Source organism: Gordonia sp. JH63, from assembly GCF_009856645.1.
GTDB lineage: Bacteria > Actinomycetota > Actinomycetes > Mycobacteriales > Mycobacteriaceae > Gordonia > Gordonia hongkongensis.
Genome location: NZ_CP047235.1, coordinates 165,004 through 191,700, shown reverse-complemented (window position 1 = coordinate 191,700; position 26,697 = coordinate 165,004). Strand labels below are relative to the sequence as shown.

Genomic DNA, 26,697 nt, shown 5'->3' with positions numbered 1-26,697 from the left:
ACGCTCTGCGGATGTCACACGGGACACCGGAGGCGTCCGTTGTGATCTGCTCCACACTCTAGGAGCGGGGTGGTTGCACGAGCGTTGCAACGTTGGCCACCTGCTGTTGACGCAGCTCAGCCGGTTACGCCCCGTACCTCTTGTCCAGGAGTCGGATGCGGCCGCCGACGACGGCCCGGTCGGGATCGCCGACCGGCAGGCGGTGTTCGAGGCGGCGCCAGGCGGCGAGGTCGTCGCGTCCGTGGGTCGACGACGTCCACCGGCGGAGGGCCGCGACGTCGCCGGACGCGAAGAGACGTGACCGCAGATCTTCCCGGAGTTCCTCGAAGATGTCGACGATGCCCGGCGCGCTCGACTCGGCGAGCAGTCCGCCGCGACCGAGGTCGTCGACCACCGACGCGAGATCCGTACCCGACGCGATGCGCGACCGGAGGGCGTCGACGTCGGAGGTGATGTCGAGAGTGAGGCGGTAGGGCCTGCTTGCCACGACGTCGGCACCGAGGTCGCGGCGGAGCCGGGAGATCTCGGCTCGCACCGTGACCGGGTCGAGCCCGTCCTCGGCCAGCTTCAAGGCGAGCTGTTCGGTGTTCAGACCTTCTGGAAATGCTTGCAGCAGAACGAGGATCTCGGCGTGCCGGCGCGACAGGGTGCGGGCGCCGGGCCCGTCGGCGGCGCGATGCCAGCGTCCCGGGCCGTCACCGAGCACGGCGAGGTGGGCCGCGGCCCGCGCGCCCGGTGACGGGTCGAAGGTGGCCGGGTCGGCGAGATCGACGGCGCCTGCCCGCAGTTCGCGCTCGACAGCGGCGACCACCGACCGGACCGCCGCCAGCGCGAACGGCGCCGCGACCTCGCGCCCGCCGGTCACGTCGATGACACCGATCACGTGCCCGGTCAGCGGGTCGTGCACAGGCGCCGCTGCACAACTCCACTCCTGCACGGGCCCGGCGAAGTGCTCGGGCCCGACGACCTGGACGCTCCGATCGACGGCCAGTGCCAGTCCGGGGGCGTTGGTGCCGACGACCTCCTCGCTCCACACCGAGCCCTCGACGAAGTCGATGTGGCCGGCGCGATCACGGGCGGCCGAGTCGCCCTCGATCCACAGCAGGCGCCCGGACTGGTCGGTCAGGGCGACGACGACCCCCGTGTCGGCGATGGCGTCGACCATCAGGGACTGCACCAACGGCCGGACGGCGGTGATTGGATGCGCGGCGCGGTAGGCGGCGAACTCCGCAGGCGACATCGCGGAGGCACGATCGCCGTTCGGGGTCGCGTCGCTGGGGTCCACTCCGCCGGTCAGGGACCTCGCCCACGAGTCGCGGACGATCGACCGAACCGCATCGGCCGGCGGATTGCCGCCGGAGAGGAAGTCCTCGTACGCCCGGCGGATGCGCGTGGCCACCGAAGCCGCGTCCGTCATGCACCCTCCGTACGATCAGCCGAGTCGATTGCCCGATATGTCGACGATTCTGCCTGCCGCGATGTGATCTCGGCAACAAACACCGAGCTGGTCGTCGCCGGTGAAGGACCGCACCCGGCCTAACCGAACCGCGCGGAGAACGTCCGCGGGGTCATACCGGTGACGGTCTTGAAGTCACGCACGAAGTGCGCCTCGTCGGCGTAGGACAGCTCCGCCGCCAGCGAGGCGAGCGTCCCCGACCGGTCGCGCAGCCGCTCGGCCGCCTCGTGGAGCCGTCGACGTTGGATGAGCCACTTCGGGGTGAGACCGAGACGACGCCGGGTCAGCCGCTGCAGGCTGCGTTCGGTGAGGTGGAATCGCTCGCAGATCTGCGCGACCGCCACCACCGACGAATCGGTTTCCACGTACTCCACGATCGCGTTGATCAGCCGGCCGTCGTCGTCGAGCGGGAGATATGACCGCAGCCAATCCTCGACGCGGCCGGTCGCAGAACGCTGGGTTGTCTCGACCCCGGGTTCGACAGCCATCACCGACCGCACCGACCGCTCGAGGTCGGTGCCCCGCTCACCGAAGACCTCGGACAGTTCGGCATGCCGATCGGTCCATTTCCCGACGTCACCGGTCAGCACTCCCCCGGCGCCCGGCGTGAGCATCACCCCGACTGCCCAGCCGTCGCCGGTCAGCACCGTCTCCGACAACCCGGTCACCACGCCGTAGAAGCGGGCGTAGGTGTTGCTGACGACGATGAGGCAGACGGGGTACTGCAGGACGCGCTGCGGCGCCTCCGCCCCGGGCGGGACCCACCACACCGGCACCCAGAAGCGGCGCACCAGTTCGTCCAGATCGGGGCTCGGCGCCCACCGTCCGATGCGGAAGCTCGCGTCCGACGGGTCGATGAGGTGCGCGCGCTCGACGTCGTCGAGCCGCGCCGGATTGTCGGGTTTCATCAATCACCGTCCCGTGGTCTCGCGGTTGACTCTCATCATGACCGCAATCAACGACACCTCACCATTGCTCGACCACTACGTCCGCCTCGCCGACGGCTTCGCCACCGTCCTCGATGCCGCGCCCGCGAGCACCTGGACCGCGGACTCGCCGTGCGAGGGATGGACCGGACGCGACGTCGTCGGCCACGTCATCGACACCCAGCGCGAGTTCTTCTCCCACCACGACATCGATGCCGGACCGGCACCCTCGCTCGACGACCCGGCCGCCGCCTGGCACACCCACCGCGACACCGTCGCCGGACTGCTCGCCGACCCGACCGTCGGCGAACGCACCTTCGACGGACACTTCGGACCGACGACGATCGGCGAGACCCTCATCCGCTTCTACGGTTTCGACATGGTCGCCCACCGCTGGGACATCGCCCGCGCAGCCGGTACCGACCATCGGTTCTCCGACGACGACCTGTCCGAGATGGAAGCCGCTATCGACGGTTTCGGCGACGCGATCTACTCCGAAGGCGTGTGTCGCAAGGTCGAGATCCCGGCCGGCGCCGATCGTCAGACGACGCTGCTCGCCCGTTTGGGTCGCGTCGCGTCCTGAGGTCCCTGCGGGGACCAGACGCCCCCTTCTGCCCCCTGAGGTGCGAGCCTCCCCTTGCTCCCTGAGGTGCGAGCCTCCCCATGCTCCCTGCGGTGCGAGTCTCCTCTTGCTCCCTGAGGTGCGAGCCTCCCCTTGCTCCCTGCGGTGCGAGTCTCCTCTTGCTCCCTGAGGTGCGAGGAGCGATAGCGACGAGCCTCGAAGGGCCTGGTGAGCGTGCCTCACCAGGACCCTTCGTGACGCGGCCTCCGCAAGCTCCGGCCGCTCCTCAGGGAGCGGAATGACGCAGCGCAAGCTCCGGCCGCTCCTCAGGGAGCGGGGGCGGGCCTAGCCCGCAACTCAAACAGCGCTGAGCGGGGCCTCGCTCGCAACTCAGGGAGCGGGGGCGGGCCCGCACGCACCGAGGGAGCGGTGCGCAGAACTCACGGAATCCAGCCGTTGTGCCGCGGGTAGCGCGCGCGGAGGTGGCCGTAGACGTAGGTGCTCGCGAGCAGTGCGATGCCGGCACCGATCGACGGCCAGAGGAACGCGTTGTCGAGCGAGTCGCGGACCGCCGCGACGGCCCAGCCGATCACGAACAGCACGAGCGCGATGGTCGCCAGAATGCGGATCACGAGGACGACCGTGGCGAGCACCGCCCACACCGCCTCACGCGCCCGCCCCGGACTTCCCGCCACGTCGGTCATCGTAATGTCGGGCCGGGCCGCGGGCAGGCCTCGCGCGTCTCGCATTTGTCCCCACCGGTCGGTGCCGAATGGACAATGGTGGGATGAAGACCATCCTCAACGTCATCTGGCTCGTCCTGTGCGGACTGTGGATGGCGATCGGCTACGTCGTCGCCGGCATCATCTGCTGCATCCTGATCATCACGATCCCGTTCGGCATCGCCTCGTTCCGGATGGCGAGCTACGCGCTCTGGCCCTTCGGACGAACTGTCATCCGCAAGCCGACCGCGGGCGTCGCGTCGACCATCGGCAACGTCATCTGGATCATCGTGGCCGGGTTGTGGCTCGCGATCGGGCACATCACCACCGGCATCGCGATGTGCCTCACGATCATCGGCATCCCCCTCGGCATCGCGAGTTTCAAGATGGTGCCGGTGTCGCTTCTGCCCCTCGGCGCCGAGATCGTCCCGACCGATCAGCGGATGCCCGGCGGTACGCCGGTGCGGATGTGATCCACCGAACGTCGCGCTGACCTCCCCCGACCCATCCGCCACCCAACCCATCCGGGACGCCGATGGATCCGAACAGGTGGCATGACACTCGGGTCCCAGACTGACGTCGCGAGCGCGTGGCTCGGCACGGACGCGACGCTGCCGCCGGTGGCGACGGCCTGTCTCTCGTTGTACGCGACCGGCGCCCGACTCCACCAGGAGTCGTTCAGCCGACATCCCGGATACCCCGGACACCATCCGCGCACGTCATACTTCTTGCCGCAGCCTCGTTGCCTCCGGGCCCACGCGGAAACGTGACGCCCGCCCGCCGAGAGCGGCGTTCGGAGGGACAGCAACAGATCGTTCGACGACGGCAGGAGGCACGTGATGGCTGATCATCTCGATCCCGACGCTGCCGAATTGCTGGAGATGGCACCCCTGGTCGCGCTCGACGCACTGTCCGCCGACGAATTGCGCGACGTCCAGGCTCGGGTCGCGGCCGCGCCGCAGGATCTTCAGACCTTGTTCGACAAGCAGGTCCGCGCGACCCGCGAGGCGCTGGCCGCGCTGAGCAAGACGACGGCCACGCCGCCTCCGCCGACGCTCCGTGACCGCATCCTCTCCGCTGCGCGCGCCGACGCCGGTCTCGACGCGCCGGACGTCGCCGCCCCGGGCGCCGAGGCGCCGACCGGGCCGGGATCGCCGCCTCCGCAGCAGCAATCCGCTCCCGCGGCGACCGACCCGAGCGTTCCCGCCCCCGTGACGCCGACGATCGAATCGGACGACCGACGGCGCCTGCCTCGCCGCTGGACGTATCTCGCCGCCGCGGCGGTGGCGGCCGTCGCCATCGGCGCCGCCGGGTGGGTCATGGGAGAGTCGAGCTCGCCGGAACCGGAGGTGCGCCCCCTCGCCTCACCGGCCGAACAGGTCTTCTCCGCGGAGGACCTGCGGTCGACGGGGGGCCCCGTCGCGACCGGAAATGTCACCGTCTATCTCGCCAAGTCGGCGGATACCGGTGTACTGGTGATGGATTCGGTCCCGCCGCCCCAACCGGGGACCGTCTATCAGATGTGGCTCATCGGGCCGGGCGGCGCTCGCTCGGCCGGCACGATGACCGACCAGGACGTCGAACCGGTCACCACCGCCGTGCTCTCCGGGATCAACGATGCCTCGACGCTCGCGTTCACGGTCGAACCGCCCGGCGGCTCGGATCGTCCCACCACCACCCCCGTGGCACAACTGTCGTTGCTCTGACCGGCGCACGAAAGACCCTTTCCCTGGGGAGCGAGCTTCTCCCTCCGCTCCCTGAGGAGCGAGCTTGCGAGCGTCACGAAGGGTCCTGGTGAGAACGCTTGGCAGACCCTTCGTGACGCACCCTCCGCAGGCTCCGGGCGCTCCTCAGGGAGCGGGGTGACGCACCCTCCGCAGGCTCCGGGCGCTCCTCAGAGAGCGGGATGAGGCGCCTCGAAGGCAGACTTACTTCAACAGCGCGCGAATCGCCTCGATGCTGTCGGCCTGCGCGGGAGTCTTGTCCGGGCGGTAACGCACCACGCGCGCGAAGCGCAGCGCGACCCCGCCCGGATACCTCGAACTCCGTTGCGCGCCATCGAGTTCGATCTCGACGACGATCTCCGGACGCAGGTACACCGTGTACGAGTCCCGGTGCGTCTCGTGCTTCGGGAACTCCTCGGTCTGCCAGCGCAACAGCTCGTCCGTCAGGCCCTTGAACGTCTTGCCGACCATCACGAGCTCGCCCGTCTCGGGATCGCGGGCGCCGAGATGCAGATTCGACAGCCACCCCGACCGCCGGCCCGAGCCCCATTCGGCGCCGAGCACCACCAGGTCGAACGTGTGCGTCGGTTTGACCTTCTGCCACGCCTTTCCGCGGCGTCCGGCCACGTACAGGCCGGCGAGCGATTTCACCATCACGCCCTCGTGGCCGTCGGCCAGCGCGGCGTCGAAGTGGCTGCGGGCCTCCTCGACGCTCGGCCGGGTGACCGCGGGGATTCGCAACTGCGGCGCGATCGAGTCGATCGCAGCGAGCCGCTCGGACAGCGGCCGGTCGATGAGGTCGACGCCGTCGAGATGCAGGCAGTCGAAGAAGAACGGCTTGAGCAGGCGTTCGGGTTCGCCGGCCGCGGTGGGTCCAGAGCCGAAGCGGCTCATGGTGTCCTGGAACGACCGTGGGCGCCCGTCGTCGGAGAGCATCAACGTCTCGCCGTCGAGGATGACCGAATCGCAGGGCAGGGAGGCGATCACCGAGACGAGGTCGGGGACGTTCGCCGTCACGTCGCGCAGCGTGCGGGTGAACACCGAGATCTCGGCTCCGTTGCGGTGCACCTGGATTCGGGCACCGTCGAGCTTGTAGTCGACGACGAGGTCGGGCCCGAGGAGCGTAAGCGCGGAGTCGAGGTCGTCGGCGGGTGTCGCGAGCATCGGTTCGACGGCGCGTCCGACCTCCAGGCCGACCCCCGCCAGCGACTCCGCGCCGAACCGGGCCAGCGCGGCGGTGACCGGCAGCGAACCGGTCAGCATGTTCGCGCGGCGCACGAGAGCCAGATCCTGGCCGGTGACCTTCGCGATGGCGTCGGTCATGACACCGGCCAGCGCCCCCTGCCGCAATTCACCGGTGAGCAGTGCCACGAGGAACTTCTGCTCGGACTCGGTCGACGCGGCGAACAACGACGCGATGATCTCGCCGCGCCGCTTCGTCGAACCCGGACCCGACGCGGACGCGAGCTCGCCGAGCGCGGCGTCGACGGCAGCAACCTCGAGGGTCGGCGAATCGGCCGGTGGTGCCATCAGTTTGGACAGCGACCGCCACCCGACGCCGAGCCGGCCCTGCGGGATCTCCCCCGACAGCCAGGCGACGACGACCGGCAGTTCCTCGTCGGTCGCCTGGGAGAGCGCCTCGGCGAGCACCGTCGTCTTCCGTATCCGCGACCGGTCTCGCGCGACATCCGCGGAGGTCTCGACGACGTCGATCAGCCTCATGTCGCCTCACCTGCTGCCGGACGCGCATTCACCTGTCCGACGGTACGCCGAGCCCCCGACAACCCGTCCTGCTCAGACCTCGGTGAGGTCGACGGACTTGGTCTCGCGGACGCTGAGCAGGGCGATCATCGTGGCGCAGGCGGCGACCGCGAGATACACGCCCACCCAGCCGACGCCGTAGTCGGCGACGATCCACGTCGCGATGAACGGGGCCACGGCGGCGCCGAGGATGGACGCCACGTTGTAGGCCACGCCCGAACCCGTGTAGCGCACGTTGGTCGGGAACAGCTCGGGCAGGATCGCGCTCATCGGCCCGAAGGTGAGACCCATCAGCGTCATTCCGAGGATCAGGAAGAACAGCATCATGCCGTCGGTCATCGACGCCGGGTCGAGCAGCCACTGGAAGCACAGACCGAAGACGATGATCGCCGCGGTGATCACGATGAGGAAGGCGCGGCGGCCGTACCGGTCGGCGAGGCGCCCCGAGATCGGCACGCACGCGGCGAAGAAGAGGACCGCGACGAGCTGCAGCTGCAGGAAGTCGACGTAGCTGATGGAGAGCTTCACACCCGATTCGTCGGTCACCTTGCCGGTGCCGTAGGAGATCACCCAGGTGGTCACGATGTAGAAAAGCGTGTACGTCGCGACCATGATGAACGTGCCCGCGATGAGCGGACGCCAGCTGGTCTTGACGACCTCTGCCAGCGGCGCCTTGACCTTCTTGCCGTCCGCGACGGCCTTCGCGAACACCGGTGTCTCGGTGAGCTTCAGACGCACGTATAGCCCGACGGCCACCATGATCGCACTGGCCAGGAACGGGATTCGCCAGCCCCAGGTCATGAAGGCGTGGTCGGGGTCGGCGGTCGCGGCATCGAAATCGAGGGCGAGCATCAGCAGCAGAAAGGTGCCGTTGGCGAAGAAGAACCCGATCGGCGCACCCAGCTGCGGCCACATCGCGGCCCACGCCCGTTTGCCCTTCTCGGCCGTCTCGGTGGCGAGAAGCGCTGCGCCCGACCACTCCCCGCCGAGCCCGAGGCCCTGGCAGAACCGCATCAGCGCAAGCAGCGCGGGCGCGAGATAGCCGACGGAATCGTAGGTGGGCAGCAGGCCGATGACGAAGGTCGCGATGCCCATGGTGAGCAGCGAACCGACTAGCGTCGCCTTACGTCCGATGCGATCGCCGAAGTGCCCGAACAGGATCGAGCCGATGGGCCGCGCCACGAACGCGAGGCCGAAGGTCGCGAACGACGACAGCAGCGCCGCGGTGTCGTCCCCCTTGGGGAAGAACAGCACCGGGAACACGAGGACCGCGGCCGTGGCATAGATGTAGAAGTCGAAGAACTCGATGCTCGTCCCGATCATCGACGCGACCACGATGCGGCTGCGGGGTACCGGCGCCTGATCGGGATGGTCGATGTTGCGGACCGCGGAATCGCTCATTCGCGCGACGTTACGCCTGCGGCTCGAGCGATCGATTCCGACCCCTGAGAAAAAGCTGAGCGGACCGCGACACCCAGCGGACGCGGCATCGCAGTCCAACCCGACTGCTCACTTGTCCCGGTGTGGACCCGTCAGTTGGACGAGGACGTCGACTGCCGTTGCCAGATCGGCATCCTCGAGGTCCGAGAGCATCGTCTGTACGACCCCTCGGACGATGTCGGGTCGCGGCTGGTACCGGATGTCGATTGCGGTCGCGATGTTCCACGTGAGCAGGAAGGCATCGCGGACCGCGTGGTCGTAGAGCGCTCGCACAGTTGTGTGGGTGCCGTCGAGGTCGACGACCCGTTGCGTGTCGAGGACTTCGGCGAAGGCGGCGACCAGCAGGTCGGCACTTCGCCGGTATCGGTGTTCGAATCCGCCTCCGTACTGGTCCGCCACCAGCGGGAACGATGCCCTGTCCATCGGTGCAGCTCGCCGAGAGTTCAGCTCCTCGCCGGTGAGGAGCGCTGTGAGACGCGTGTTTCGTTCGACGGCGGCCAGGTACAGATCACCGAGGTCGCCCCACCCCGAAGTGGTCCCGATGGCCATGTCACCGACTGTCATCTCCGAGACTTGCGCACCCACATCGTCAGTGACCGCCCGCAAAGCCGATGTATCCATTCGACGTCCCTTCTTCCAGACAATGCCCGATCAATCTGTCGATCAGTCCCGGTGGACCGCGATGATGAGAGGATGCTCCCGCACCGCACGGGAGAGGCCGTTCGCAGCGATCGTCTACCACGGTAGACGATTCGAGAGAGGATGTCGATGGTGAACGACGACAGTGCCTCGGGCGCAGAGCCCGATCTCGGCGCACTTCTCGGGCGACTGATACCGCATCTGATCACCCTCGAGGAGCCGATCCTCCGGGCCGCCGGACTGTCGATGTGGGAGTACGCCATCGTGAGCGAGATCGCCGCGACGCCGGCAGTGTCGCAGCGTGAGTTGTCCGAACGCACCGGGCGAGATCCGACACGGCTCGGCAAGCACCTGGACGAACTCCAGCAGCGGGGCCTCGTGTCCAGGGACAGGTCGGGCAGTCGTCGCCAGTGGACCGTCTCGACCACGCCGGAGGGGCGTTCACTGCACGATGGCGTCCGGGCCGAGATCCGAGCCGTGGAAGACGAGCTACTCCGCGGCGCCATGTCCGACGGTCAGGCAGCGACCTTCCGGCGGTTGCTGAAAAGCCTTGTCGCAGAGATCTCCTGAAGGTCTTCGAGGCCGGCCGACTACCGGCAACCGCCGTTAGTCGGCCGAAGGACGTACCGCCTCAGCTACCCCGTTTGATCCACTCTTCGAGATGAGGAGCTTCGTCGCCGACGGTCGTGCCGTCGCCGTGACCGGTGTAGACCTTGGTCTCGGGGTCGAGGGTGAAGATCTTCTCGGTGATCGAGGCGATGATCGTCGGGAAGCTCGAGTACGAGCGGCCTGTTGCGCCCGGCCCGCCCTGGAACAGGGTGTCGCCGGAGAACAGCACCTTCGCCTCGGGCAGGTGGATCACCGACGAGCCCGGCGAATGGCCCGGGGTGTTGATGATCGTCAGCTCGGTACCGGCGATCCCGATCTTCTGCCCGTCCTCGAGATCCTGGTGCGCGACATCGGGATGGGTGTCGTTCCACAGCATGTCGTCGCCGGGGTGCAGCAGGATCGGCGCTCCGGTGGCCTGCGACAGTTCCGGGGCGACGGTGACGTGGTCGTTGTGCCCGTGGGTCAGCACGATCGCCTTCACGGTGCGGTTGCCGACGCCGGCGAGGATCGGCTGCGCGGAGTGGGCGGCGTCGATGATGATGACCTCGTCGTCGTTGCCGACGAGCCACACATTGTTGTCGACGTCCCAGGTGCCGCCGTCGAGACTGAACGTGCCCGAGGTGACGACGTTGTCGATGCGCAGATCCGACATCAGAGTTCCACCACCGATCGCAGCACCTTGCCGGCTTCCATCGCCGAGAACGCGGCCTCGACGTCGTTGATGCCGATGCGTTCGGTGACGAACTTGTCCAGCGGCAGACGACCCTGCTCGTACAGGTCGATCAGCATCGGGAAGTCGCGCTCGGGCAGGCAGTCGCCGTACCACGACGACTTCAACGCGCCACCGCGGGAGAAGAAGTCGACCAGCGGCATCTCCAGGGTCATCTCCGGGGTCGGCACACCGACCAGCACGACGACCCCGGCGAGATCGCGCGCGTAGAAGGCCTGCTTGTAGGTCTCCGGGCGGCCGACCGCATCGATCACGACGTCGGCGCCGTTGCCGTCGGTCAGTTCCTGCACCGCGGCGATCACATCATCGACCTTCGAGCCGTCGATGGTGTGGGTGGCACCGAGGTCTTTCGCCCACTCCAGCTTCGACGCATCGCGGTCGATCGCGATGATCGTCGTCGCACCGGCCAACCGGGCACCGGCGATCGCGGCGTCACCGACACCGCCACACCCGATGACCGCGACCGAGTCGCCGCGGCCGACGTTGCCGGTGTTCATCGCCGCCCCGATACCGGCCATCACGCCGCAGCCGAGCAGCCCGGCCACGGCAGGGTCGGTGTCGGGATTGACCTTGGTGCACTGCAATTCGTGGATCAAAGTCTTCTCCGCGAACGCACCGATGCCCAGCGCCGGGGTCAGTTCGGTGCCGTCGGTCAGGGTCATCGGGACGCTGGCGTTGAAGGTGTCGAAGCAGTACCACGGACGCCCCCGCTTACACGCCCGGCACTGCCCACACACCGCCCGCCAGTTCAGGACGACGAAGTCGCCGACCTCGACGTGGGTGACATCGGAACCGACCGACTCGACCACACCCGCGGCCTCGTGGCCGAGCAGGAACGGATACTCGTCATTGATGCCGCCCTCGCGGTAGGCCAGATCCGTATGACAGACACCGCACGCCTTGATCGCCACCACCACATCACGCGCACCCGGGTCCGGGATCACCACATCCACGACCTCCGTCGGCGCCTTCTTGCTGCGCGAAATGACTCCCTTGACTGTCTGCGACATACGTTGTTCCTTCCGCAACTGCGTTGTTCGGGGTACGGGTGCGACGTGTGCTGCGAGTGCGGCGACGCATGGGTGACGTCGCCGGAACACATCGCCACAACCTTATCGGTACCGATCAATATCGACTACTCAGAGTGGTCGTCGTCTACTGTGATTATCTACGCGCCCGTTCGGATGTAACCGTAGTTCGACGAACCGCGCACCCGCTTCGGGTTCGGTCATCGTGAACACAGCGTCCGATCCGTCCACCCCGATCCCGTTGTTTGACCACCGACGCATCTGGCAACCCTGGTGCGGACCGCTCATCTCCACCACGAGGAGGTAGACCATGGCAGAGAAGAAGAAGGACCCTGGACCTTCGGTCAAGGACGACGAGCTCTACGAGAAGCTGCGCGACGAGGGCAACTCGAAGGAGAAGTCCGCTCGGATCGCCAACGCCGCGGCCAACAGCTCACGGTCGGACGTCGGCAAGAGCGGCGGCAAGTCCGGGTCCTACGAGGACTGGACGGTCGACGAGCTCAAGGACCGCGCCAAGGAACTCGACCTCTCGGGCTACTCCGACCTGAAGAAGGACGAGCTCATCGAGAAGCTGCGGGACCACTGAGACCCGTCTGCTCGGAGAACATCGAAGCCGCCGACCCGAGGGGTCGGCGGCTTCGATGTGTAAAGGGACGGTGCCGGTCAGTGCGCCTCTCGGCAAACAGGCCGCTCGAAGCGGCAAGAGGGTGGGACCCGGGGCATTGAGTCCGTCACCGTCGCGGGGTACAACTACGACCCCGCTCGGGATATTCCGGCCCGTCCGACGTGACCTGCCCGACACCCACCGATGAGGCCGACCGGCCGGTCATCGGACCAGCCCGACCCGCTGGAACGCGGTCAACGCCGTCTCGCCGGTGTTCCACAGCCCGGTCACGTCGCCGCGTGCCCGAGCAGCGGTCGCCGGATCCTGGAGCGCGAGTCCGTTGCGGAACGTCAGCACGTTGTATCCGACGTCGGCGGCCCGCAGCATCGGCCCGGTCGCCCGGCCGGCGCCCACGACGCGGTCGAGGCCCTCACCGACCACGTAGAACCGGAAGATCGGTCCGAGGTTGACGCCGTATTCACGGAGTGTCGCGACGACGATCGAATTACCATGTGCGGCAATCGCATCGACGATGAAGAAGAAATCCCGCGCATTCGCCGTCGTGGCCCGGGCGTCGGCGGTCGCATAGGCGAGGTCGACGGTGATGTGCGCGTTGTAACCGGCCATCGCGACCCGTTGGCCGGGGACTGCGCAGTCGTCGGCCATGTCGAAGTAGTGCCGCCACTGGGGTGCGACAGGTCCGCCGCCGAATTCGCCTCGCACGGCGTCGAGGAACCGGTTGAGGAGTTCGAGACTGATGACGGGCGCCCACCGCGGAGTCTGGAAGACGCGCGGGTTGTTCTGCAGCGGCATCACCGCGTCGCGTTCCACCGCTGCCAGCCCGAGGGCGAACAATCCGCGCCGGTCGCGGCGGTCGGTGAGGATGTCGACGATCCCGTACAGCTTGTCGACGTTTCGTCGTAGCTGGACGAGAGGGAGGTCCTTCGAATCCTGCTCGTAGGTACTGAGTTCGACGATCCGCTCGCGGTCGGCCGGGCGGAGATCGGTTCCACACGTCTCGGCCGGTACCGCATGCGCCGGCGCGGCGACCACGAGTGTTCCGATGAGGCCGAGGGTCAGCAGTGCCGCTGAGAGTGCTCGCATGGGACCCGGTGATACCCATCTGCGCGCGGATCAACCCCTCCCCACCGGGGACGCGAGACCCTTCGTGACGCGCCCTCCGCAAGCTCCGGGCGCTCCTCAGGGAGCAGAGGAAGCGTCAGGGCAGCAGACCGGCGCTGCGGGCGGTCACCACGGCCTCCAGCCGCGACGACGCCCCGAGCTTGCGCATCGCATCCTTCATGTACCCCTTCACCGTGTACACGGTGACACCGAGGGTCTCCGCGATACGGGCGTTCGAATAGCCCAGTGCGGCAAGGGAGATCACGTCCTGCTCGCGCCCGGTCAGTTCCACCTGCGCCGTCGACGCCGGGCTCGCGGCGATCAGGGCCTCGGTGATCGCGGCGAGTTCGTCGGCGAGCCGGGCGTCGTCGACCGTCTCGGCCAGCGACCGGAGCCGCGCGTAGGCCGCGGTCATCCGGTCGCGCATCTCCGCCTCGTCCTGCGCGGCGTGCTCGAGCCGCGCGCGGGACGCGACGATCTCGTGTTCGACGGTGCGGGCCTCCATCGCGAGGACGTCGAGCATCCGCCCGCCGATCGGGTCCGGGGTGTGCAGCGCGCCGTAGAGCACCGCCACGGGCGTCCGATCGACGATGACCGGAGCGGCCATCATGGCGCGCAACCCTTCCCGCTCGATGATCGTGTTGTAGCGATGGGTGATCCGCGGCGTGCGGAGGTAGTCGTCGACGACCATCGGGCGGTTCAGCGAGACGACCTTGCCGCCCAGCCCGTGCCCGACGTCGACCGACACCCCGTTCAACGCGCCCACGGTCGTACCGGCGAAATGCTGCAGACGCAGGTTCGACGGTCCGTTCAGGACACCCGCGAAGGCCAGTGGCACCCCACTGGACTTGCGCACCCGACGCAACGCCTCGGTGACGATCCCGCTCAGCGGCTCGGGCATCTCACCTCACTTCTCCCCCTCTTCCGAGGGTGTTCCTGGGGCCGGTCGCGGAGGACACTGTGACTCAGCTTACTCAGTACGGAGCGAGGTTCACGATGACACAGGCCACCACGACCCCCACCGACATGGTCGAACGATGGTTGGCAATCTACGGGGCGTCCGACGCCGATGCGGCGGCACTCCTCGTCGACGGGCACGATCCCGAGGCGATCGCCTTCACGGTGATCGAGGTCGAGCAGACCGACGATCAGCAGTCCGGCGGCGTACGTCCGGTCACCACCGACATCACCTACGGCGAACTGGCCGAGCGGTCCAAGAGACTCGCGGCGGCCCTTGCGGAGATGGGCATCGGTCGTGGCGACACGGTGGGCGTCCTCATGGGCAAGCGCGAGGAGCTCGTCGTCTCGCTGCTGGCCATCGCCCGCCTCGGCGCGATCTACATCCCGCTGTTCACCGCATTCGCGACACCCGCGATCGAGATGCGGCTGCAGGCCGGCGCCGCGAAGGTCGTGATCACCGAGTCGAGTCAGGCGGACAAGCTCGCGAGCATCGACGGGGTCACCACGGTGATCGCCGGCGACCAGTTCGAGGAACTCATCGCTGCGCACGAGCCGGTCACCGAGTCGGTCGCGGTCGGCGGCGACGGCACCCTGATCCTGCTCTTCACCAGCGGCACGACCGGCGCGCCGAAGGGCGTCCCGGTCCCGGTCAAGGCGCTCGCCTCGTTCGTCGCCTACATGCACTTCGGCCTGGATGTCCGCGCCGACGACGTGTTCTGGAACGCCGCCGACCCCGGCTGGGCCTATGGCCTCTACTACGGCGTGCTCGGTCCGCTGGCCGCCGGCCGGCGCAACCTCCTTCTACACGCCGGCTTCACCCCCGAACTGACCGCGAAGATCCTCGGCGACCTGGGCGTCACCAACTTCGCCGCGGCACCGACCGTCTACCGAGCGCTCAGCAAGGACCCGCGCATCTCGGGTTTCTCGCTGCGCCGCGCGTCGTCGGCGGGCGAACCGCTGACCCCCGACGTCATCGACTGGGCGCTGCGGGCCATCGGCACCGAGGTCCGCGACCACTACGGCCAGACCGAACACGGCATGTTCATCAACAACCACTGGCACAAGTCGGTCCACGAGACCCTCGTCCCGGGCTCGATGGGACAGCCGATGCCCGGCTTCGCCGCGGGGATCGTCGACGGTCAGATCGCCATCGACGTCCCGGCCAGCCCGCTGATGTGGTTCGCGGGGTACCTCGACGCTCCGGAGAAGACCAAACAGCGCTTCTCGCCGGACGGGCGGTGGTACCTGACCGGTGACACCGGGCGGGTGGACGACGAGGGCCGCTATTTCTTCTCCGCACGCGACGACGACGTGATCATCATGGCCGGCTACCGGATCGGCCCGTTCGACGTCGAGAGCGTGCTGATCACCCATCCGTCGGTCGTCGATGTCGCCGTCGTCGGGCGCCCCGACGAGCTCCGCGGCGAGGTCCTCGAAGCGTTCGTCGTCCTCGCGGACGGGGTCGACGGCACCGATGCGCTCGAAGCCGAGCTCCAGCAGCTGGTCAAGACGCAGTTCGCCGCGCACGCCTACCCGCGCACCGTGCATTTCGTCGACGCCCTGCCCAAGACGCCGAGCGGCAAGATCCAGCGGTTCCTCCTGCGCCAGCGGTGAGCGCACGCCGTGGTGCGCCGCCTGGGGCGTAACGGCGCCACCGTGCGCGAACGATGAACCGACTGCGCGACCCGCAGTCGGGCCGCGCCAACAGCCGATCGCGTCGGGCAGACCCCGAGGACCTCGCCTGCCCCACGACGCGGTCACCGGACGCGCAACCAGCGGGTCACACCCCAATCCGCTGGTTGCGCATCTCCGATTCCGGCGAGATCAGTCCACGAGCGCTCGTACCGAGTCGGGCGGCACGTCGCCGCTGTAGGTGACCGGGGCGTCGTACACAGTCCGCACGGGAACCACGCCGGTCCAGTCCGCCGACTCCCCACCCGGCCCGCCCGTCCGCGCCTTGGCGATCCACTGGCCGTCGACGATCGGCAGTCGCAGGGCCACCGTCGCTGCCAACTCTTTGCGCGTCGTCGGCCGGACCTCGGCCACCCTCCCCGGAATCAGCTTGTCGGACAACACTTCCAAAGCCAACTGCGCGTCGTCGGCGACTTCGAGGACTCCGCGTACGACAGCCGACCGGTAGTTCGCCGAATGGTCGAAGAGGGTGTCGGCGACGACGAGCCCGTCCAGCGCGAACACCGTGAACGTCACCGGCGCACCCGCGGCGACGTGCCGAAGCGCACCCGCCCCGGTCGATCCGTGCAGCAGGATCGAGTCGCCGTCCCGGGCGAAGAGCATCGGCACCGACCATGGCAGACCATCGACGACGGTGCTGAGGGTCCCCACCTTGGTCTCGTCGAGCAGGGCGTCGAGCAGCTCGCGGTCGGCGGCCCGATCAGGCTTGCGCGTCAACGATGCCAGCCGCGAAGTCGCGTCGGACGGAGTACCGCCGGTCGAAGTCATGCGGACATGGTCGCCCCCGAACGCCCGCGGCTCAACAGATTTGCTCGCCGGCGCCGGCGACCGCAGAGGGGGATCCACCCAGGGAGCAGGATGAGGCTTCCAGACTTGCCTTCCAAGCAACGGAAGAACGAGGACCGGAATTGTCCTCTATCGCTCATAGCGTGGTCCTCACACCAACCGAGAGGACACATCATGGGCACCTACACCTCCACCGAACTCAGCGTCGACGTCACCGGCGAGAAGCGCGACCTGCTCATCCTGCTGCAGGATCAGCGCAACATGCTCAAGATCACCGCACGCAACCTCTCCGACGACGAGGCCCGCAAGCAGTCGACGGTCAGCACCCTCACGATCGGCGCGCTGATCAAGCATCTCGCGCACGGTGAGGAGAATGCGGCCCGTGTCATCACCGAGCGGGACGAGAACGCCGAGTTCGACATGAGCCAGGCCATGACCGAGTACGAGATGACCGACGACGAGACCCTTGCCGGCTGGCTGGCCGCATACGACCGTGGGGCCGCCGAGTTCGACCGCGTGATCGCCGACGCCGAGAGCCTCGACGAGCTGATCCCTCAGCCCACGGCGCCGTGGCAGCCGGAACGCGAGTGGCTGTCCATCCGGGTCATGATCATTCATCTCATCCGGGAGACCGCACACCACTGCGGCCACGCCGACATCATCCGAGAGGCGCTCGACGGCCAGACCACGATGGGCGCCATCTCCGAGGGGCAGGAATGGGCCGAGCAGTGGGCGGACGCCGACTGGGCGAAGTGACGCCTGCCGGGTGAGTTATCCCGGGCACTCGACGATCACTCTCATCTCCGACCAATCCGCGGGCCCCCGGGCGCCGAAGACGTTGTGAGGCTGCCGGCCAGGCGCAGTCGACACCCCAACACAGATTGGACCGACGATGATCAAGCGAATTCCCCGTGTAGCAGGAGCGTTGACCGGACTGGTCCTCGCCGTCGGCGTGATGGCCGGCTGCTCCAGCGACGATTCGGACACCTCGAGCGAAACGACCGGAGCGGCAACCGAATCCAGCGCCATGATGAGCGAGAGCGCGATGGCCGATCCGGCCGCCAACCTCGTCGGGCCGGGTTGTGCCGCCTACGCCGAGGCCAACCCCTCGGGACCGGCGTCGGTGAACGGGATGTCGACCGTGCCCGTTGCCACCGCTGCGGCCACCAACCCCGAGCTCACGACTCTGACACAAGCACTTTCGGGTCAGCTGAACCCCGAGGTCAACCTCGTGAAGACCCTCAACGAGGGTGAGTACACCGTGTTCGCGCCGACCGACGACGCATTCGCGAAGCTGCCCCCGGAGACCGTCGAGCAGCTCAAGACCGACGCTGACCTGCTCAACAAGATCCTGACCTACCACGTGGTCGAGGGCCAGGCGACCCCCGACCAGATCGTCGGGGAGCACACCACTCTCGAGGGTCAGCAGGTCAATGTGACCGGATCGGGCGACAACCTGAAGGTCAATGAGGCCGGCGTCGTCTGCGGTGGCGTCACCACTTCGAACGCTCAGGTGTACCTCATCGACAGCGTGCTCATGCCCCCGGCCGGCATGTGATCTCTCCGTAAGCACTGCGCGAGAGCGCTTTCCACGATTCTCACCGACGCGATCCGTCGGTGAGAATCGTGCTGCGTGACCCGGGTGCGACCCGTTCGCCTCGAACACGGAAGAGTCCGGACTCCGCGGGCGGGATGACGTACGGACGCACGGGACACCGCGCCAAACCCTGAACACACACCGGTTGCCTACCCGAGCATCACTGCTTGTCTGGGGAACCGGTGTGTGCGTTCAGGTTCGAGCGGGTTGGGCATCCGTCTCGGACCGTACCCGGCTCTCGGTTAACGCCGACACCTGGATCGGCACGCCGGTCATGTTCGCCATCCCGGCGAGTCGCTCGAGGTCGGCCGGGTCGGACGAGATGAGTGCGTTGACGTTCACGCCACCGGCGCCCAGGTCGTTCTGCGCAGCCGCGTTCGCCTGCGTCCAGCCGCCGGAACCGTTGTGGCCCCAGCCATGCGGGATCGCGACGACGCCGGGCTTGATGTCCTCGGTGACGGTCACGGGCAACGAGATCCGACCGTGCCGGGACTCCACCGTCGCGAGGTCGCCTTCGGCCAGCCCGCGTGCCGTGGCATCGGCGGGGTGCATCCGGGCGGCGTGGGACCGTCCGCCGCGCAACAACATCGGCGCATTGTGCTGCCAACTGTTCTCTGACCGGATCTCACGCATCCCGATGAGCCGCAACGGATACCCTGCGTCGTCAGCGACACCGAGTCGCTCGACCTCGGTCATCAACTCCGGTGCGGTCAACCGGATCCGGCCGTCGAGGTACGTGACGTTCTTGGCCAGCTGCCCGGGGGCGAGGTCGTCGGCGACCACGACACCGTGTGGATGGTCCTCGACGAGCCGGCGGTAGGTGAGTCCACCGCGTCGAAGGCCGAATCGGTCTCCTCCCAATCCCATTCGGATCACCAGGTCCGAGACCCGGCGCGGGGTGACCGGCCGGCCCACGCGTCGCGCCAGCTGGTTGCCGACGTGCAGCGAGCGGATCAGCAGGCTCTCCGACGACAGGAAGCCGATCAGTTCGTTGATCACCGTCCACTCTTCTCGCGCCTCGCCCTGCGGTGGGATCACCGCCTCGGTGGCCTGCTTGAACGGAGTGGTGAACAGGGCCTGGAACGGGAGCAGGAAGTCCTCGCGTTCGTACATCGTGGTGGCCGGCAGGATGTAGTCGGCCCGGGCGTTGGTTTCGTTGCGGTAGATGTCCAGGGACACCATGAGGTCGAGTTCGTCCAACGCCGAACGTAATTCGTCGCCGTTCGGAACCGACAGCACCGGATTACCCGCGCTGACGAACAGCGCGCGCAGCTGCCCGCGGCCCGGGGTCGTGATCTCCTTGGCCATCAACGACGCCGGCGCGGTCCCGAGGACCTGCGGCAGGCCGCCGACGCGGCTCCGGCGCCCCGCCCAGCGAAAGCTCGAAAGCCGTTGCAGCGCGGCGACGCCCAGGCGCTGACCCGGAATCCCCAGATCACCGAACATCGACCCGCCCGGCACGTCCAGGTTGCCCGCGACGAGGTTCACCATGTCCAGCAGGGCGGTCGTCAGCGTGCCGGTGCGCCCCAGTGAGGTACCCACCCGTCCGTACACCGCGGCCCGCTCCGTACGGGCGAGCGAGCGGGCGACAGCGCGCACACGCTCCGGATCGATGTCCGTCCGGCCCGCGGTCACCTCCGGCGCGTAGGCCGCGACGAGCGTCTCGAGCTCCGCCACGCCGCGCGCCTGCCGCCGAAGCCGCTCACGGTCGGCGAGGTTCTCGTCGAACAGCACGTGCAACAGCGACAGCAGGAACAGCGCGTCGGTGTCGGGCGTGATCGGCAGCCAGTCGAACTCTCGGGCCGTCTCGGTGTGCCGGGGATCGACGACGACGACGGACCCGCCGCGCGCGGTGATCGCGTTCAGACCCTCACGGATACGCGGCGAACTCATCACGCTGCCATGCGACACCACCGGATTCGCCCCGATGATGACGAGGTAGTCGACCCGGTTGATGTCGGGAATCGGCGCGGTCAGCGGGTTGCCGTACAGGAAGTGACTGGCGACGAAGCGGTTGTTCACGTCCTGGGATCCCGCCGAGTACACGTGCGGCGTGCCGAGGAGGTTCATGAAGATCGCGGTCCACAGCGTGTGCCCGGTCGAGAACGTCGCCGGGTTGCCGAAGTACCAGCCGATCGAGTCGCTGCCGGATTTCTGGTGCACCTCGACGAGCCGGCGGCCGATCTCGTCGAGCGCCGTGTCCCATGAGATCTGCTCGAACTCGCCGTCGGGGCGTCGTCGGAGGGGGTGCCGGAGACGATCGGGATCGTTGACGATCTCGGCGAACGCGATCCCCTTCGGACACGCGAAGCCCCGCGACAGCGGGTGCTCCTTGTCCGGCCGCAACGAGATCAGCCGATCGTCCTCGACGGTCGCGATCATGCCGCACAGCGGCTCACAGATTCGGCAGTAAGTGTGTTTTTCCATCGGCATCTTGCGTCCCCTGACCTCGCGCGATGACTGGCCCCAGGCGGGCAGGCCTACGGTTGGTGTGATTCCGTTCACATCTGAAGACAAGTGTTGCATGATGACAGCACCTGAGGCATCCCCACCGAGGAGGTCCCCGTGACCGACAGCGAACCGAACGCCACACAGCCCACCGTGCGCGACGTGATCATCATCGGCGCCGGCTTGTCCGGCATCGACTGCGCCTATCGGCTGAAGGAGCAGAATCCCGACGCCGACTATCTGATCCTCGAACGCCGCGAACGCATGGGCGGGACGTGGGACCTGTTCCGGTACCCCGGCGTGCGGTCGGACAGCGACATCTACTCGCTGAGTTACCCGTTCGAGCCGTGGCGCAAGCCGCGGGCGCTGGCGCACGGAAACGACATCCGGGAGTACATCGAGGACACCGCCCACAAGTTCGCCATCGCCGAGCACATCCGGTTCGGGCAGCACGTCCTGACCGCCGACTGGGACTCGACGACGGACACCTGGACGCTGGGGGTCGAGGTCGGTGAGGACCGGCGCCGCGAGACCCACCGGGCGAGGTTCGTCATCTTCGCAACCGGTTACTACGACTACGACAACCCCTACACACCACGGTTCGCCGGTGCCGACGACTTCACCGGCCAGATCGTGCACCCGCAGCACTGGCCCGAAGACCTCGACTACCGGGGCAAGCGCGTCGTGGTGATCGGCAGCGGCGCGACGGCGGTCAGTCTCATCCCGAGCCTCGCCGAGCAGGCCGAGCACGTCACGATGCTGCAGCGCTCGCCGTCATACATCTTCTCGTCCAAGCAGAAGCAGTACCTGGCACCGCTCGTGCAGAAGTTGTTGCCACCGCAGGCGGCGCACAAGGTCATCCGCACCAGGTACGCCGCCCAGACGGCCGCGATCGTGCACCTGACCCACCGGTTCCCGAAGCTCGGACGCAAGATGATCCGCAACAACGTCGTCGCGAACCTGCCCGAGGACTATCCGGTCGACGTCCACTTCAATCCGACGTACAACCCATGGGACCAGCGGATGTGCATGGTCCCCGACGCCGACCTCTTCGCCGACATCACCGAGGGCAAGGTCGAGATGGTCACCGACCACATCGACCGGTTCGACGCCACGGGGGTCACCCTCACCTCGGGCAAGCACCTCGACGCCGACATCATCGTCACCGCGACCGGACTGCAACTGCTCGGCTTCGGCGGTACCCGGCTCCGCGTCGACGGCGCCGAGGTGAAACCGCACGACCGCTTCGTCTTCAAGAGCTACCTCATCGAGGACGTCCCGAACCTCGCCTGGTCGGTCGGTTACACGAACGCCTCGTGGACCCTTCGCGCGGACATGACCGCTCGCGCCGTCGCCGACCTGATCAGGTACATGCGCACGAACGGCTACACCCATGCCTATCCGCATCTGGGTTCGGAGGTCATGGGTTCGCGGCCGCTGTGGGATCTCAAGGCGGGGTACGTCGAACGGTCCCCGGATGCACTGCCGAAGTCGGGCACCCGCGGTCACTGGCAGGTGCGGCACAACTACTACCGCGACGCCATCGACCACCGCATCAACAAGGTCGAGGAATCGATGGTGTTCGGCCGGGCCTGACCCGGCTCCGCGCGCGGGGCCCGGACTGGTGTCGGTGCCCCGCCGCGCGGCGTTACGGCGGTGTGGTCCAAACGGTCGAGATTTGCCGTCGACGACGTGAAAATGCTGGTCAAGCCTTGCTCCCCGTTCTGTGACGCGCCGATACTGGGCTCGGGTCGAACGATTGCCCGCCCGGGCAGGAGTGGACCAGTAGGAGCTGCGCGATGACCTATCCACCCGGTCCCCCGACCCACCCGTCGACCCCGTACGGCGCGATCCCGCCGCGGCCCGACGGTCGTCGCGCACTGACCCTCGTACTGAGCGCCGTCGTGGTCGTCCTCGCGCTCGTCCTCGCCGCGGGCATCGTCTTCGTCGTCAAGGCCCGCGACGGGGACATCTACGTCCCCGGCCTCACCCTGACCGCGGCGAACGACCCCGGGATCGATCCGTTCACCGATCCGGTCCTCGTGTCCGGGGCCGGCGACCTCCCGGCGAACGTGGCACTCACCGGTACCGCGGGCGCAGCCGACCTCGGTGGCCGCGCGGTCAACGGCACCGACGCCGGGCTGTATGCCGCGGGAGACACCGCCGCCTGCGACACCGCGGCACTCAGCAACCGGTTGCTCGCCGATCCCCCGGCGGCTCGCGCCTGGGCCGGCGTCTACGGCATCGGCACCGCCGACATCCCGCACTATCTGAACACCCTCACCCCCGTGGTGCTGACCACCGACACCTGGGTGACCAACCACTCGTACACCTCCGGCCGAGCGGTCCCGTTCCAGTCCGTCCTGCAGCGTGGGACAGCGGTCTACGTCGACTCCGCCGGCGTCCCGCGCGCCATGTGCTCGTGCGGCAATCCGCTCGCCCCGCCGGCCGCCGCCCCGCTCGGCGGGTACCGGCTGGAGGGCCGGACGTGGGAGGGGTACAAGAGTCGATCGGTCACCCGCATCGCGTACAACAACCAGAACGTCACCGCGGTCGGCAAGTCGACGACCATCGTACCCGCGCCGTCGGTCCCGGCTGCCCCCGGCACCCCGGTCGGCGACGCGCTCCAGCTGCTGAATTACCTGACCGGACAGATCTTCTCGCAACCGCTCGGCGGACTGCTCGATCTCAGCCGCTTCCCGCCACCGTCGGGTCCCCTGCCCACCCCGGCCGCGCTGAACACGCCGTTCGAGGCGGACACCGAGGAGGACGCCGAGCACAACGGACTGATCGCGCCGGGCAACCCCGCGGCCGCCCCGGCCCTCGAGGAGCGGGCCGAGGAGCACGGCGGTCTGCCGGAAGGAGCACCGGACTCGGACTCGGCGGCTCCGGACTCCGCTGGACCGGACTCGTCCGAATCGGACTCCGCGGTGCCACCCGCCGCGCCGGACAGCCCGGGACCGGCCTCGGACGCGCCACCACCGGATGCATCGGTGCCCGCCTCCGACGCCCCGGTCCCCGAGGCGCCCGGGTACGAGGCGCCGGGTCCGGAGGCGCCCGAACCCGGGTCGGAGCCGGGCGTCCCCGGCGCGCCGGCACCGGGAGCCCCGGCCGAGGCCCCCGCGACGCCGACCTCGTTCAGCGGTTCGGGGGAGTTCATCGGCAGTTTCAGCTTCGACGACGCCGGGCTGTCGGTGGGCTGCACGGCCCCCGGCAGCTCTTCGGCGGGTACGGTCGCCCTCTCGTGCACCGACGGCGTGACGCGGTCGGTCGCCGGTTCGGCCCTACAGCGCACCTCGGTGTCCGGCTCCACCACCAGCACCGGAGTGTGGACGTTGACGCTGACGGCGGTCGGCGCGTCGAAGACGGTGACCGTCCGGTCGGCGAACTGGATCGTCGTACCGCCCGCCGCCCCGGCTCCCGAACCGTCTGCGCCGGGCCCCCTGACGACGGACCCGCCGGCGCCGGACCCCTCCACACATGCCGCGCCGCCCGCCGGAGAGGCCCCGGACGAGACGACCACCACGACCACCACGGAGAACTCACCCCCACCCGAGGCTCCCGCGGGCCCCTGACACCTGCGGTTTCACCCCTGATGTGAGCTGTCCAACAGCAGGCGCCGTGGGACGTCCGTACCATCGCGCGCATGTCTGCCCTCACGACGTCGACGGCGAGCCCCGCCCGTGACCTCCGTCCGGAGTCCGTTCGCAGACGCGTCCGACGGCGGGTGGCGAGCGTCGCGGTCGTGGCGACGATGGTGTCGCTGGTGATGCTCGCGCCGAGTGCGCAGGCCGATCGGATCATCAACGGTCACCTCGTCGGCGGCAAGATCGGCGAGGCCTACTCGTCGACGGGCGGCTTCTTCAAGTGGGGCGTCCCGACCGGCCCCGAACGCGCGGGAGCCAAGCGTGGCAGATTCCAGGTGTTCTCACGCGACACGTCGTTCTACTGGCACCCCGCCGCCGACGGCGGTACGGCACACCAGGTCGGCGGCGCGATCCGGAGCCGGTGGCAGAAGGCCGGGGCCGAGCGCGGTGCGTTGGGTTATCCGGTCAGCAACGAGTACCGGTCGGGCAGCGGACGGAGCAACGACTTCCAGGGCGGTGTGGTCACATGGTCGAAAACCGGTGGCGCGCAGATCGTCTGGGGCCAGATCCGGCGCAAGTGGGAGGAGACCGGCGGAGCGGGCGGGTACTTCGGGGTCCCGCTCGGCGGCGAGTACCGAACCGGCAACCGATTCGCCCAGGACTTCCTGAACGGCACCATCTTCTGGCCCTGACGGGCACGCCCGGGCCCTGATGGGCGGATCCGCCACGGTTCACTAGGACGTCCAAGTATCGTCGACGGCATGGCTTCGCGACCTTCTTCCGCCAACACCATCGACGGCATCCTCCGCAGGTCCGCGGCGCGGCATCCCGACCGCACCGCGTTGGTCTTCGACGACCGTTCCTTCACCTATCGACAGCTCGACGACGCGGTGTCCGCTGCCGCCGCCGGGCTGGTGGCCCGCGGACTGCAGCAGGGCGACCGGGTGGCGGCATACGGCACGAACTCGGACGCGTATGTCATCGGTTTCCTGGCGTGCTGCCGCGCGGGACTCGTCCACGTCCCGATCAACTACGCGCTGCGGGGTGAGGAACTCCGCTATCTCGTCGTGCAGTCCGGCGCACGTGCCGTCCTCGTCGACCCCGCCCTGTCCGAACGGATCGACGAGATCCGCGGCGATCTCGCCGAGGTCGAGGAGATCGTCCCGCTGCGCGACGCCGACGATTCACTTCTCGAGACGGCGACCAGACCGGCCGGCCAGTTCACCTCTGCGGCCGACGGCGACGATCTCGCCCAGCTCCTCTACACCTCCGGAACCACCTCGAAGCCCAAGGGCGCCATGATGTCCCACGCGGCACTCATCAGCGAGTACGTGTCGTCGGTGATCGCCCTCGACTTCACCGCGGATGACAACCCGCTGATCGCCATGCCGCTCTACCACTCGGCGGGGATGCACGTCTTCATGCTTCCGTACCTCTCCGTGGGCGCGACCGTCCGGCTGATGGCGACCCCGGACATCCCGGAGATCCTGCGTCGCGTCGAGGCGGACCGCATCGGGTCGCTGTTCCTCGCGCCGACCGTCTGGGTTCCGCTCGCCGGTCACCCGGACCTGGCGACCAGGGATCTGTCCTCGCTGCGCAAGGCCCAGTACGGCGCGTCGATCATGCCGGTGACCGTGCTGAACCGGCTCCGCGAGCAGTTCCCCGGCATGCAGTTCTACAACTGCTTCGGACAGTCCGAGATCGGGCCGCTGGCAACGGTTCTGCGCCCGGAGGAGCACGAGGACCGGCCGTCCTCGTGCGGTCGGCCGGTGTTCTTCGTCGAGACCCGGGTCGTCGACTCCGACGGCAACGACGTCGAACCCGGGGTTCCCGGCGAGATCCTCTATCGTTCGCCGCAACTGTGCCGCGGTTACTGGGAGAACCCGGCCGCCACCGAGGACGCGTTCCGTGACGGCTGGTTCCACTCCGGCGACCTCGTCACCCGCGACGCGGAGGGTTTCATCACGGTGGTCGACCGCATCAAGGACGTGATCAACACCGGCGGCATCCTGGTCGCCTCCCGCGAGGTGGAGGACGCGATCTACACCCACGAGGCGGTCTCGGAGGTGGCCGTCATCGGCGAGCCGGACGAGAAGTGGATCGAGGCCATCACCGCGGTCGTCGTGGTGCGGGACGGCCGGTCGGTGACCGAGCAGGAACTGATCGAGCACGTCCGGTCTCGGATCGCGCCGTTCAAGGTCCCGAAGAAGGTGCGGTTCGTCGACGAGCTCCCCCGCAACCAGAGCGGCAAACTGCTCAAGCGGGAACTGCGCTCGCGGTGACGGACGCGCGGCGCGACGGACC

24 protein-coding genes are annotated in these 26,697 nt (G+C 68.3%); 12 read left to right on the top strand and 12 right to left on the bottom strand.

Annotated features, from left to right (window positions below; translation table 11 throughout):
* Positions 1 to 124 precede the first annotated feature (124 nt).
* Both GR168_RS00910 and GR168_RS00905 read right to left on the bottom strand, forming a co-directional pair.
* Entirely contained in the window at positions 125 to 1,417 is a 1,293-nt protein-coding gene (locus GR168_RS00910) for a GAF domain-containing protein (RefSeq protein ID WP_068971490.1), read from the bottom strand.
* A gap of 119 nt (positions 1,418 to 1,536) precedes the next feature.
* Complete coding sequence (locus tag GR168_RS00905; protein ID WP_068971489.1) at positions 1,537 to 2,364, bottom strand: helix-turn-helix domain-containing protein; 828 nt, start codon at positions 2,362 to 2,364, stop codon at positions 1,537 to 1,539.
* Positions 2,365 to 2,401: 37 nt separating this feature from the next.
* Between GR168_RS00905 and GR168_RS00900 the strand changes: the two genes are divergently transcribed.
* On the top strand, positions 2,402 to 2,965 hold the full coding sequence (locus GR168_RS00900) for a maleylpyruvate isomerase family mycothiol-dependent enzyme (RefSeq protein ID WP_068971494.1): 564 nt from the start codon (positions 2,402 to 2,404) through the stop codon (positions 2,963 to 2,965).
* A gap of 419 nt (positions 2,966 to 3,384) precedes the next feature.
* Here the strand turns inward: GR168_RS00900 and GR168_RS00895 are convergent, their stop codons facing one another.
* Positions 3,385 to 3,648, bottom strand: coding sequence for a hypothetical protein (locus tag GR168_RS00895; RefSeq protein ID WP_058253394.1), 264 nt, complete (start codon positions 3,646 to 3,648; stop codon positions 3,385 to 3,387).
* An 83-nt stretch (positions 3,649 to 3,731) separates the two neighbouring features.
* Between GR168_RS00895 and GR168_RS00890 the strand changes: the two genes are divergently transcribed.
* Positions 3,732 to 4,139: a YccF domain-containing protein gene (locus tag GR168_RS00890; protein ID WP_058253395.1), complete on the top strand. Its 408-nt coding sequence runs from the start codon at positions 3,732 to 3,734 to the stop codon at positions 4,137 to 4,139.
* 366 nt (positions 4,140 to 4,505) lie between these two features.
* Complete coding sequence (locus GR168_RS00885; RefSeq protein WP_159369762.1) at positions 4,506 to 5,372, top strand: anti-sigma factor; 867 nt, start codon at positions 4,506 to 4,508, stop codon at positions 5,370 to 5,372.
* Positions 5,373 to 5,594: 222 nt separating this feature from the next.
* Here GR168_RS00885 and GR168_RS00880 read toward each other — a convergent pair whose 3' ends face one another.
* The 3 genes from GR168_RS00880 to GR168_RS00870 all read right to left on the bottom strand — a co-directional run bounded on the left by GR168_RS00880 (position 5,595) and on the right by GR168_RS00870 (position 9,140).
* Positions 5,595 to 7,112: an ATP-dependent DNA ligase gene (locus GR168_RS00880; protein ID WP_159369761.1), complete on the bottom strand. Its 1,518-nt coding sequence runs from the start codon at positions 7,110 to 7,112 to the stop codon at positions 5,595 to 5,597.
* 72 nt (positions 7,113 to 7,184) lie between these two features.
* A complete protein-coding gene (locus tag GR168_RS00875) occupies positions 7,185 to 8,552 on the bottom strand; it encodes an MFS transporter (RefSeq protein WP_065631324.1) in 1,368 nt (455 codons plus the stop codon).
* Between the two features lie 108 nt (positions 8,553 to 8,660).
* Positions 8,661 to 9,140, bottom strand: coding sequence for a hypothetical protein (locus GR168_RS00870; RefSeq protein ID WP_139104632.1), 480 nt, complete (start codon positions 9,138 to 9,140; stop codon positions 8,661 to 8,663).
* 219 nt (positions 9,141 to 9,359) lie between these two features.
* On the opposite strand from GR168_RS00870, the gene GR168_RS00865 reads away from it, so the two are divergent.
* Complete coding sequence (locus GR168_RS00865) at positions 9,360 to 9,800, top strand: MarR family transcriptional regulator (protein WP_159369760.1); 441 nt, start codon at positions 9,360 to 9,362, stop codon at positions 9,798 to 9,800.
* 61 nt (positions 9,801 to 9,861) lie between these two features.
* On the opposite strand, the gene GR168_RS00860 is transcribed toward GR168_RS00865, so the two are convergent.
* Together GR168_RS00860 and GR168_RS00855 are read right to left on the bottom strand one after the other, a co-directional pair.
* Positions 9,862 to 10,491 (bottom strand): MBL fold metallo-hydrolase, encoded by a 630-nt coding sequence (locus GR168_RS00860; RefSeq protein WP_159369759.1) that lies wholly within the window; start codon positions 10,489 to 10,491, stop codon positions 9,862 to 9,864.
* Positions 10,491 to 11,579, bottom strand: a complete 1,089-nt coding sequence (locus GR168_RS00855) for an S-(hydroxymethyl)mycothiol dehydrogenase (protein WP_064570922.1) — start codon at positions 11,577 to 11,579, stop codon at positions 10,491 to 10,493. Before GR168_RS00855 ends, GR168_RS00860 begins: the two co-directional genes overlap by 1 nt.
* 328 nt (positions 11,580 to 11,907) lie before the next feature.
* On the opposite strand from GR168_RS00855, the gene GR168_RS00850 reads away from it, so the two are divergent.
* On the top strand, positions 11,908 to 12,183 hold the full coding sequence (locus tag GR168_RS00850; protein WP_058253403.1) for a Rho termination factor N-terminal domain-containing protein: 276 nt from the start codon (positions 11,908 to 11,910) through the stop codon (positions 12,181 to 12,183).
* 240 nt (positions 12,184 to 12,423) lie between these two features.
* Here GR168_RS00850 and GR168_RS00845 read toward each other — a convergent pair whose 3' ends face one another.
* Both GR168_RS00845 and GR168_RS00840 read right to left on the bottom strand, forming a co-directional pair.
* Entirely contained in the window at positions 12,424 to 13,305 is an 882-nt protein-coding gene (locus GR168_RS00845) for a DUF5995 family protein (protein ID WP_159369758.1), read from the bottom strand.
* A gap of 115 nt (positions 13,306 to 13,420) precedes the next feature.
* A complete protein-coding gene (locus GR168_RS00840) occupies positions 13,421 to 14,224 on the bottom strand; it encodes a LuxR C-terminal-related transcriptional regulator (RefSeq protein WP_159369757.1) in 804 nt (267 codons plus the stop codon).
* Between the two features lie 95 nt (positions 14,225 to 14,319).
* Between GR168_RS00840 and GR168_RS00835 the strand changes: the two genes are divergently transcribed.
* Positions 14,320 to 15,897: an AMP-binding protein gene (locus tag GR168_RS00835; protein ID WP_159369756.1), complete on the top strand. Its 1,578-nt coding sequence runs from the start codon at positions 14,320 to 14,322 to the stop codon at positions 15,895 to 15,897.
* Between the two features lie 210 nt (positions 15,898 to 16,107).
* On the opposite strand, the gene GR168_RS00830 is transcribed toward GR168_RS00835, so the two are convergent.
* Positions 16,108 to 16,743 (bottom strand): pyridoxamine 5'-phosphate oxidase family protein, encoded by a 636-nt coding sequence (locus GR168_RS00830; protein WP_159369755.1) that lies wholly within the window; start codon positions 16,741 to 16,743, stop codon positions 16,108 to 16,110.
* A gap of 192 nt (positions 16,744 to 16,935) precedes the next feature.
* Here GR168_RS00830 and GR168_RS00825 point away from each other — a divergent pair, with 192 nt between their 5' ends.
* Positions 16,936 to 17,517 carry a DinB family protein gene (locus tag GR168_RS00825; protein WP_159369754.1) on the top strand — a complete coding sequence of 194 codons (582 nt, stop codon included), beginning with the start codon at positions 16,936 to 16,938 and terminating at the stop codon, positions 17,515 to 17,517.
* 136 nt (positions 17,518 to 17,653) lie between these two features.
* Positions 17,654 to 18,319 (top strand): fasciclin domain-containing protein, encoded by a 666-nt coding sequence (locus GR168_RS00820; protein ID WP_171011559.1) that lies wholly within the window; start codon positions 17,654 to 17,656, stop codon positions 18,317 to 18,319.
* 231 nt (positions 18,320 to 18,550) lie between these two features.
* On the opposite strand, the gene GR168_RS00815 is transcribed toward GR168_RS00820, so the two are convergent.
* Complete coding sequence (locus GR168_RS00815; RefSeq protein ID WP_159369753.1) at positions 18,551 to 20,791, bottom strand: molybdopterin-dependent oxidoreductase; 2,241 nt, start codon at positions 20,789 to 20,791, stop codon at positions 18,551 to 18,553.
* A gap of 132 nt (positions 20,792 to 20,923) precedes the next feature.
* Here GR168_RS00815 and GR168_RS00810 point away from each other — a divergent pair, with 132 nt between their 5' ends.
* The 4 genes from GR168_RS00810 (at position 20,924) to GR168_RS00795 (ending at position 26,675) form a co-directional block, all read left to right on the top strand.
* Positions 20,924 to 22,402, top strand: a complete 1,479-nt coding sequence (locus GR168_RS00810) for an NAD(P)/FAD-dependent oxidoreductase (protein ID WP_159369752.1) — start codon at positions 20,924 to 20,926, stop codon at positions 22,400 to 22,402.
* Between the two features lie 203 nt (positions 22,403 to 22,605).
* Positions 22,606 to 24,381: a DUF6777 domain-containing protein gene (locus GR168_RS00805; RefSeq protein ID WP_159369751.1), complete on the top strand. Its 1,776-nt coding sequence runs from the start codon at positions 22,606 to 22,608 to the stop codon at positions 24,379 to 24,381.
* Between the two features lie 71 nt (positions 24,382 to 24,452).
* Entirely contained in the window at positions 24,453 to 25,085 is a 633-nt protein-coding gene (locus tag GR168_RS00800) for a lysozyme (protein ID WP_238994983.1), read from the top strand.
* 69 nt (positions 25,086 to 25,154) lie between these two features.
* The gene (locus tag GR168_RS00795) at positions 25,155 to 26,675 is read left to right on the top strand and encodes an acyl-CoA synthetase (protein ID WP_159369750.1); all 1,521 of its coding nucleotides are present in this window, start codon (positions 25,155 to 25,157) and stop codon (positions 26,673 to 26,675) included.
* Positions 26,676 to 26,697 lie beyond the last annotated feature (22 nt).

Bases quoted from the DNA above. Each gene is read 5' to 3' on its own strand.
- GR168_RS00910 (WP_068971490.1), bottom strand. From the start codon at position 1,417: ATGACGGACGCGGCTTCGGTGGCCACGCGCATCCGCCGGGCGTACGAG.
- GR168_RS00905 (WP_068971489.1), bottom strand. From the start codon at position 2,364: ATGAAACCCGACAATCCGGCGCGGCTCGACGACGTCGAGCGCGCGCAC.
- GR168_RS00900 (WP_068971494.1), top strand. From the start codon at position 2,402: ATGACCGCAATCAACGACACCTCACCATTGCTCGACCACTACGTCCGC.
- GR168_RS00895 (WP_058253394.1), bottom strand. From the start codon at position 3,648: ATGACCGACGTGGCGGGAAGTCCGGGGCGGGCGCGTGAGGCGGTGTGG.
- GR168_RS00890 (WP_058253395.1), top strand. From the start codon at position 3,732: ATGAAGACCATCCTCAACGTCATCTGGCTCGTCCTGTGCGGACTGTGG.
- GR168_RS00885 (WP_159369762.1), top strand. From the start codon at position 4,506: ATGGCTGATCATCTCGATCCCGACGCTGCCGAATTGCTGGAGATGGCA.
- GR168_RS00880 (WP_159369761.1), bottom strand. From the start codon at position 7,112: ATGAGGCTGATCGACGTCGTCGAGACCTCCGCGGATGTCGCGCGAGAC.
- GR168_RS00875 (WP_065631324.1), bottom strand. From the start codon at position 8,552: ATGAGCGATTCCGCGGTCCGCAACATCGACCATCCCGATCAGGCGCCG.
- GR168_RS00870 (WP_139104632.1), bottom strand. From the start codon at position 9,140: ATGGCCATCGGGACCACTTCGGGGTGGGGCGACCTCGGTGATCTGTAC.
- GR168_RS00865 (WP_159369760.1), top strand. From the start codon at position 9,360: ATGGTGAACGACGACAGTGCCTCGGGCGCAGAGCCCGATCTCGGCGCA.
- GR168_RS00860 (WP_159369759.1), bottom strand. From the start codon at position 10,491: ATGTCGGATCTGCGCATCGACAACGTCGTCACCTCGGGCACGTTCAGT.
- GR168_RS00855 (WP_064570922.1), bottom strand. From the start codon at position 11,579: ATGTCGCAGACAGTCAAGGGAGTCATTTCGCGCAGCAAGAAGGCGCCG.
- GR168_RS00850 (WP_058253403.1), top strand. From the start codon at position 11,908: ATGGCAGAGAAGAAGAAGGACCCTGGACCTTCGGTCAAGGACGACGAG.
- GR168_RS00845 (WP_159369758.1), bottom strand. From the start codon at position 13,305: ATGCGAGCACTCTCAGCGGCACTGCTGACCCTCGGCCTCATCGGAACA.
- GR168_RS00840 (WP_159369757.1), bottom strand. From the start codon at position 14,224: ATGCCCGAGCCGCTGAGCGGGATCGTCACCGAGGCGTTGCGTCGGGTG.
- GR168_RS00835 (WP_159369756.1), top strand. From the start codon at position 14,320: ATGACACAGGCCACCACGACCCCCACCGACATGGTCGAACGATGGTTG.
- GR168_RS00830 (WP_159369755.1), bottom strand. From the start codon at position 16,743: ATGACTTCGACCGGCGGTACTCCGTCCGACGCGACTTCGCGGCTGGCA.
- GR168_RS00825 (WP_159369754.1), top strand. From the start codon at position 16,936: ATGGGCACCTACACCTCCACCGAACTCAGCGTCGACGTCACCGGCGAG.
- GR168_RS00820 (WP_171011559.1), top strand. From the start codon at position 17,654: ATGATCAAGCGAATTCCCCGTGTAGCAGGAGCGTTGACCGGACTGGTC.
- GR168_RS00815 (WP_159369753.1), bottom strand. From the start codon at position 20,791: ATGCCGATGGAAAAACACACTTACTGCCGAATCTGTGAGCCGCTGTGC.
- GR168_RS00805 (WP_159369751.1), top strand. From the start codon at position 22,606: ATGACCTATCCACCCGGTCCCCCGACCCACCCGTCGACCCCGTACGGC.
- GR168_RS00800 (WP_238994983.1), top strand. From the start codon at position 24,453: ATGTCTGCCCTCACGACGTCGACGGCGAGCCCCGCCCGTGACCTCCGT.
- GR168_RS00795 (WP_159369750.1), top strand. From the start codon at position 25,155: ATGGCTTCGCGACCTTCTTCCGCCAACACCATCGACGGCATCCTCCGC.